Origin of the sequence: Burkholderia dolosa (assembly GCF_902499135.1) — a bacterium.
Taxonomy (GTDB): Bacteria; Pseudomonadota; Gammaproteobacteria; order Burkholderiales; family Burkholderiaceae; genus Burkholderia; species Burkholderia dolosa.
Map to the genome: position 1 here is coordinate 1 of NZ_CABVPR010000120.1, position 5,240 is coordinate 5,240.

6 protein-coding genes are annotated in these 5,240 nt (G+C 71.6%); 1 reads left to right on the forward strand and 5 read right to left on the reverse strand.

The window, feature by feature from the left end; translation table 11 throughout:
• Positions 1–309: 309 nt before the first annotated feature.
• Positions 310–939 (reverse strand): glutathione S-transferase family protein, encoded by a 630-nt coding sequence (locus BUB20358_RS27530; protein WP_006764665.1) that lies wholly within the window; start codon positions 937–939, stop codon positions 310–312.
• Positions 940–1,129: 190 nt separating this feature from the next.
• On the opposite strand from BUB20358_RS27530, the gene BUB20358_RS27535 reads away from it, so the two are divergent.
• Entirely contained in the window at positions 1,130–2,353 is a 1,224-nt protein-coding gene (locus BUB20358_RS27535) for a polyhydroxyalkanoate depolymerase (protein WP_006764666.1), read from the forward strand.
• Here BUB20358_RS27535 and BUB20358_RS27540 read toward each other — a convergent pair.
• The 4 genes from BUB20358_RS27540 to BUB20358_RS27555 all read right to left on the reverse strand — a co-directional run.
• Complete coding sequence (locus BUB20358_RS27540) at positions 2,340–3,008, reverse strand: phosphoribosyltransferase (protein WP_006764667.1); 669 nt, start codon at positions 3,006–3,008, stop codon at positions 2,340–2,342. The genes BUB20358_RS27535 and BUB20358_RS27540 overlap by 14 nt on opposite strands.
• A 304-nt stretch (positions 3,009–3,312) precedes the next feature.
• Positions 3,313–3,834, reverse strand: a complete 522-nt coding sequence (locus BUB20358_RS27545) for a phospholipase D-like domain-containing protein (RefSeq protein WP_006764668.1) — start codon at positions 3,832–3,834, stop codon at positions 3,313–3,315.
• Between the two features lie 117 nt (positions 3,835–3,951).
• Positions 3,952–4,884 (reverse strand): malonate decarboxylase subunit epsilon, encoded by a 933-nt coding sequence (mdcH, locus tag BUB20358_RS27550; RefSeq protein ID WP_035972656.1) that lies wholly within the window; start codon positions 4,882–4,884, stop codon positions 3,952–3,954.
• A partial coding sequence (locus BUB20358_RS27555; RefSeq protein ID WP_174905165.1) for a triphosphoribosyl-dephospho-CoA synthase occupies positions 4,881–5,240 on the reverse strand: 360 nt, incomplete at its 5' end. The genes BUB20358_RS27555 and mdcH, both read right to left, overlap by 4 nt.

The following is a 5,240-nucleotide window of genomic DNA, read 5'->3' on the forward strand; positions in this document are numbered from 1 at the left end:
CCGTGTTGCCGTGTTGCCGTGTTGCCGTGTTGCCGTGTTGCCGTGTTGCCGTGTTGCCGTGTTGCCGTGTTGCCGTGAGGCCGTGAGGCCGTGAGGCCGTGAGGCCGTGACGCCCTGACGCCCTGACGCCCTGATGCCGTGATGCCGTGATGCCGTGTGCCGTGATGCCGTGACGCCGCAACGGCGTGCCGGCGACGTCGTCGTCGCCGAACAACGAATCCGCACACAAACCGCCCGCTCGCATGCGCCGACGGGACGCGGCACACCGCCTTTGCTCGGCTTGCGTGCTGCCGCCCGCCCCAATCGGCCTTACGCGAGCGGCGTCTCGACAAAGGCCGGCAGCGCCTCCGCCCGCGCCGAATGTGCGGCGAGCGCCGGATAGCGGGCCGGATCGATCCGCGCGAGCGCCGGATAATCGGCCGCGACGAACTGCGTGAAGCGCCACGCGACCGCGACGGTCACGTCCGACTGCAGCAGCCGCGCGCCGCCGAACCAGCCGTCGGCAGCCGCGACGAGCGGCTCGAGCTCGCCATACGCGGCCTCGAGCTGGCTCAGCACGCGTTCGAGCCACGGCGCATGCTGTTTGTCGGCGGGCCGCAGCGCGTGCTCGTAGACGACCTGCACCGTCTTCTCCGCGGCCGCCAGCGCGAATCCGACCGGCACGAGCGTGCGCACGCGTGCGTCGGCCGAAGCCGGCAGCAGACGCCGCTGCGGCTCGACCAGATGGTCGAGGTAGTCGACGATCAGCGACGAATCGAGCAGCGTCGCGCCGTCGTCGGTCACGAGCGTCGGCGCCTTGACGACCGGATTGACGGCCTTGAACCGGTCGAAGTGACGGAACACCGACACCGACTCGTGCTCGAACGGCAAGTCCAGCAGTTTCGCCGAAATGGCGACCCGGCGAACGAACGGAGAATCCAGCATGCCGATCAGCTTCATTGCAAACGCTCCGGTAAGAATGGGACCGATGACTGTAGCAGCGCCGCGCCGCTACGCATAGCGCGCGCCGCCCCGCTCCGCGCCGCGTCAGGCACGCATGATGCGCATCGCGCGATCGCGAATTCGTGCCCCCGCCGCGCGGCGCAGTGACCATAATGCAGGTTCACCCGGTTCCGCCCGAAGGTCCGTCATGTGGTACGCCGTCGTCGAGCAGCAGCGGGAATGGATGCGCGCGTGGCGCGCGGCAACGCGGCACGCGTTCGACGTGTGGCCCGCCGCGACGCTGCCGCACGCCGCATCGACGTGCTACGACGATCTGTTCGACCCGCTGCTCGGCCAGCCGGCCGGACCGCCGCGCTTCGACATCGCGCAGCCGGGCGTGCGCGACGAGGTCGTCGCGCATACGCCGTTCTGCGAGCTGCGGCGCTTCACGCGCGCCGATGCGCACCGCACGGTGCTGCTGTGCGCGCCGCTCGCCGGGCACTCGGCGGTCATGATGCGGGAGACCGTCGACACGCTGCTCGCGGACGGCGACGTGTGCGTGACCGATTGGCTCAATGCGCGCGACGTTCCGGTCGCGCAGGGCCGCTTCGGGCTCGACGAATACGTCGCGATGCTCGACGGTTTCGTCGGCGCGCTCGTACACGACGATCGGCCGCTGCACGTCGTCGCGGTCTGTCAGGCGACCGTGCCGGCACTCGGCGCGCTCGCATTGCGCGCTACGCGCGGCATGCGGCAGCCGGCAAGCGTCACGCTGATCGGCGGGCCGCTCGACGCGCGGATCAACCCGAGCGTGCTCGGCGCAGCCGCCGCTTCGCACACGCTCGGCTGGTGCCGCCGCCATCTGATCGATGTCGTGCCGCCGGGCTTCTGCGGACACGGCCGGCACGTGTTCCCAACCTATCTGCAGCAGGGCGAGATCGCGCTGCTGTATCCGCAACGCTTCCTGTCGCTGATCGACGACTACGCGCGCGCCGCCGCGCGCTTCGACATGCCGGCGTTCGCCGATGCGCGGCGCGCGCTGCGCGAATACACGGCGCTGCTCGACATGCCGGCCGAATACTTCCTCGACACGGTCGACGTCGTGTTCCAGCGCATGTGCGTCGCGAACGGCACGTGGGCGCCGGGCGGCACGCGGGTCGAGCCGGCCGCGCTGCGCGACGTCGTGCTGCTGACCGTCGAAGGCGCGTGCGATACGGTCACGGGCGCCGGGCAGACACACGCGGCGCTCGACATGTGCAGCGGCCTCGCGGACGACCAGCGCGTGCGAATCGACATCGACGGCTGCGATCATTACGGGCTGTTCACCGGCGCGCATTGGCGCGGCGACGTTCATCCGGCGTTGCAGCAGGTGTTCGCGCAAGCCGAGCGTCGGCGCCCACGACGGCGCGCGCGCCGCGTCAGGCCGACGTGAGGTCGCCGCGCAGCGGACCGGCTGCGTCGAGCAGCGCGCGCACTTCATCGTCGCTCGTCTGCTCGAACGACGCGTAGAACTGGCTGATTCCGAAGAACGACGACGGCTGCGACACGGTGACGAACGCATCGGCGAGACCGTCGAACGCATGCCGCGCGCCGGACGGCGCGACCGGCACCGCCGCGACGACGCGTGCCGGATGGCGCTCGCGCAATGCCTGCAGCGCGACGCGCATCGATGCGCCGGTCGCGACGCCGTCGTCGACGACGATCGCGACGCGTCCGTCCACCGGCAACGGCGGCCTGGCGCCGCGATACAGCGCGTCGCGGCGCTGCAGCTCGGCCGTCTCGCGCGCGATCACGCCGGCGAGCTCGAGATCGTCGACGCCCATCGCGCGAAGGGCCGCACGCTGCAGATGAATCGCGCCGCCCGTCGCGATCGCGCCCAGCGCGAATTCCGGGTCGTACGGCGCGCCGAGCTTGCGCACGACGAGAACGTCGAGCGGCGCGCGCAGCGCGACGGCGACCTGAAACGCGACGGGTACGCCGCCGCGCGGCAACGCGAGCACGACGACGTCGCTGCGCGCCGCATAGTCGTGCAATGCATTGCCGAGCTGCCGGCCGGCGTCCGCGCGATCGGCGAAATACTCGGTCACGATCGACTCTCCGTGCTTTGCGCCGAATCGGCGGAATGCGCATCGACGCCTGTCCAACCAGCATGGTTCACCGGCCTTGCCGATGCAAGCAGGGTCACACCGATTCGCGGGATTCGCGGGATGCGGGGGATGCGAGGGATTCTGGGGATTCTGGGGATTCTGGGGATTCTGGGGATTCTGGGGATTCTGGGGATTCTGGGGATTCTGGGGATTCGAGGGATGCGGACAACGCGAACATCATCGTGATCGAACAGTCCGACGATCGCTGCAGCGATCGTCGCCTACGCCGCATCACCGCGCGGCGTCACAGCCCCGCCGCCTGCCGATACAGCCGCCAGAACGACTGCGCGTACGATTGCGCGAGTTCCGGCGCGCGCTGGAATACATTCACCGTTTCCGCATGAGCGGCCGCGCCGTCGGACAGCGTCGTCAGCGCGACGTTGTCGTCGACGATCACGAAGCGTGGGGCGGAATCGCCGCGCCGCGCGTCGATCGCCACGTCGACGCCCGCGGATTTCAGATACGCCGCACCGCTGTACTTGCCGGCGCGCGGCGGACGCACGAGCACGACCCGCACTTCGACGCCGCGTGCGCGCGCCGCGCGCAGCGCCGCGGCAACGGCCGGCGGCACGTGCGTGTAGCCGGCCAGCAGCACGCGCCGCTGCGCGTGTTCGATCAGGTCGACGGTCGCGTCGGCCGCTGCGTTGTCATACGAAAAGTACGCGCCGACCGATGCGGCGTCGGAAGGAATATGGCTGGCGTGAGCGCTCGCCGCGCAGCCGAGCGCGACGAGAAGAATGGCGGCGGATTTCATGGCGCGCGCCATTTTAGCGATGCCAGTTCGCGTGGCAAGCGCGTGCCGCCGCGTTGCTGCGCCGGCGCAACACCGCGCGCATGGCGAGCGCACCGCGCTGCGCCGGCGGGCCGCTTTCGCGCGCGACGATCAGTCTGCGGACACGCGCGCGAGCCAGTCCGTCACGCCGTCGACGGAGCGGAAATCCGCAAGACTGCGCGCCGGCATCGCGGGATACGCGGCGCTCGCCATGTCGGCGAGCGCGCGCCCCGGCCCGAGCTCGAGAAATGCGCTCGCGCCGGCCTCCACGCACGCCGCGATGCAAGCGGCCCACTCGACCGGCTCCGCGATCTGCCGCGCAAGCTTGTCGAGCCCCGCATCGACGTCGAGCACCGACGCGCCGTCGATACCGGAGAACAGCCGCGTACCCGGCAACGGGCGACGCACGCGCACCGCAGCGAGCGACGCGCGAAACGCCGGCACGGCCGACGCGAGCCGGCGCGTGTGCGACGCGATCCGCACGCACACGGGCGCGACGCGCGGTGCGCCGGCTCGCGATGCGTCGTCGGCCACCGCATCGACGTCGGCATGCCGGCCCGCGACGACGAACGCGTCGCCGGGGTTGGCGATCGCGATCGCCGCATCGCGGCCGTCGCACAGCCGCGCGAGCTGCGCGCGCGTGAGGCCGCGCACGAACGCCATCCGCTCGTCGCCGCCGCTCGCGGCATCCATCGCGCGCGCGCGCGCGTCGGCCAGCTCGAGCGCGTCGTGCGGATCGATCATCCCCGCGACGCTCCACGACGCGACCTCGCCGACGCTGTACCCGGCAACGCAGCGCCGACGCGGCCAGACGGCGTCGAGCAGCGCGGCAGCCGCGAGCGCCTGCACCGTGCACAGAATCTGCGCGGCGCGGTTCTCGCGCAGCGCGTCCGGCGCGGCGTGCCGCACCCATGTGCGCGGATCGTCGCCGAGCAGTCGCGCCGCATGCGCGAACAGCGCGTCGGCCTGCGGCGCGGCGCCGGTCAGCTCGAACATGTCGGCGCGCTGCGCGCCTTGTCCGGAACAGAGGATCGCCAGCGTCATCGTGCGTCCTCGCCGGTTTCGAACGCGTCGACGAACACGCTCATTGCGAGCAGATCGGCCGCGCCGCCCGGACTGAGCCGCCGCGCGACGAATGCGCGATGCACGGCCACGGCGCGTAGGCGCCAGTCGCGCGCGCGCACGCCGCCGCGCGCGACGAACGCGCGCGCGGCAGCCCGCGCGAAATCGAGCCCGGCCCGCCCGCCGCGATGCAGCAGGTTCGTGTCGTCGAGCGCGGCGATCAGCGCGAAACACGCGTCGACACGCGCGGCCTCGGCGTCGTGCGGCACGTCGCGCATCGCGCGGCGCAGCGCCGGCCATCCGACGCGGTACACGGTCGCGAAACCGCCGGCCGCCTC

Coding starts and splice junctions, on each gene's coding strand:
- BUB20358_RS27530 (WP_006764665.1), bottom strand. CDS start 939: ATGAAGCTGATCGGCATGCTGGATTCTCCGTTCGTTCGCCGGGTCGCC.
- BUB20358_RS27535 (WP_006764666.1), top strand. CDS start 1,130: ATGTGGTACGCCGTCGTCGAGCAGCAGCGGGAATGGATGCGCGCGTGG.
- BUB20358_RS27545 (WP_006764668.1), bottom strand. CDS start 3,834: ATGGCGCGCGCCATGAAATCCGCCGCCATTCTTCTCGTCGCGCTCGGC.
- mdcH (WP_035972656.1), bottom strand. CDS start 4,884: ATGACGCTGGCGATCCTCTGTTCCGGACAAGGCGCGCAGCGCGCCGAC.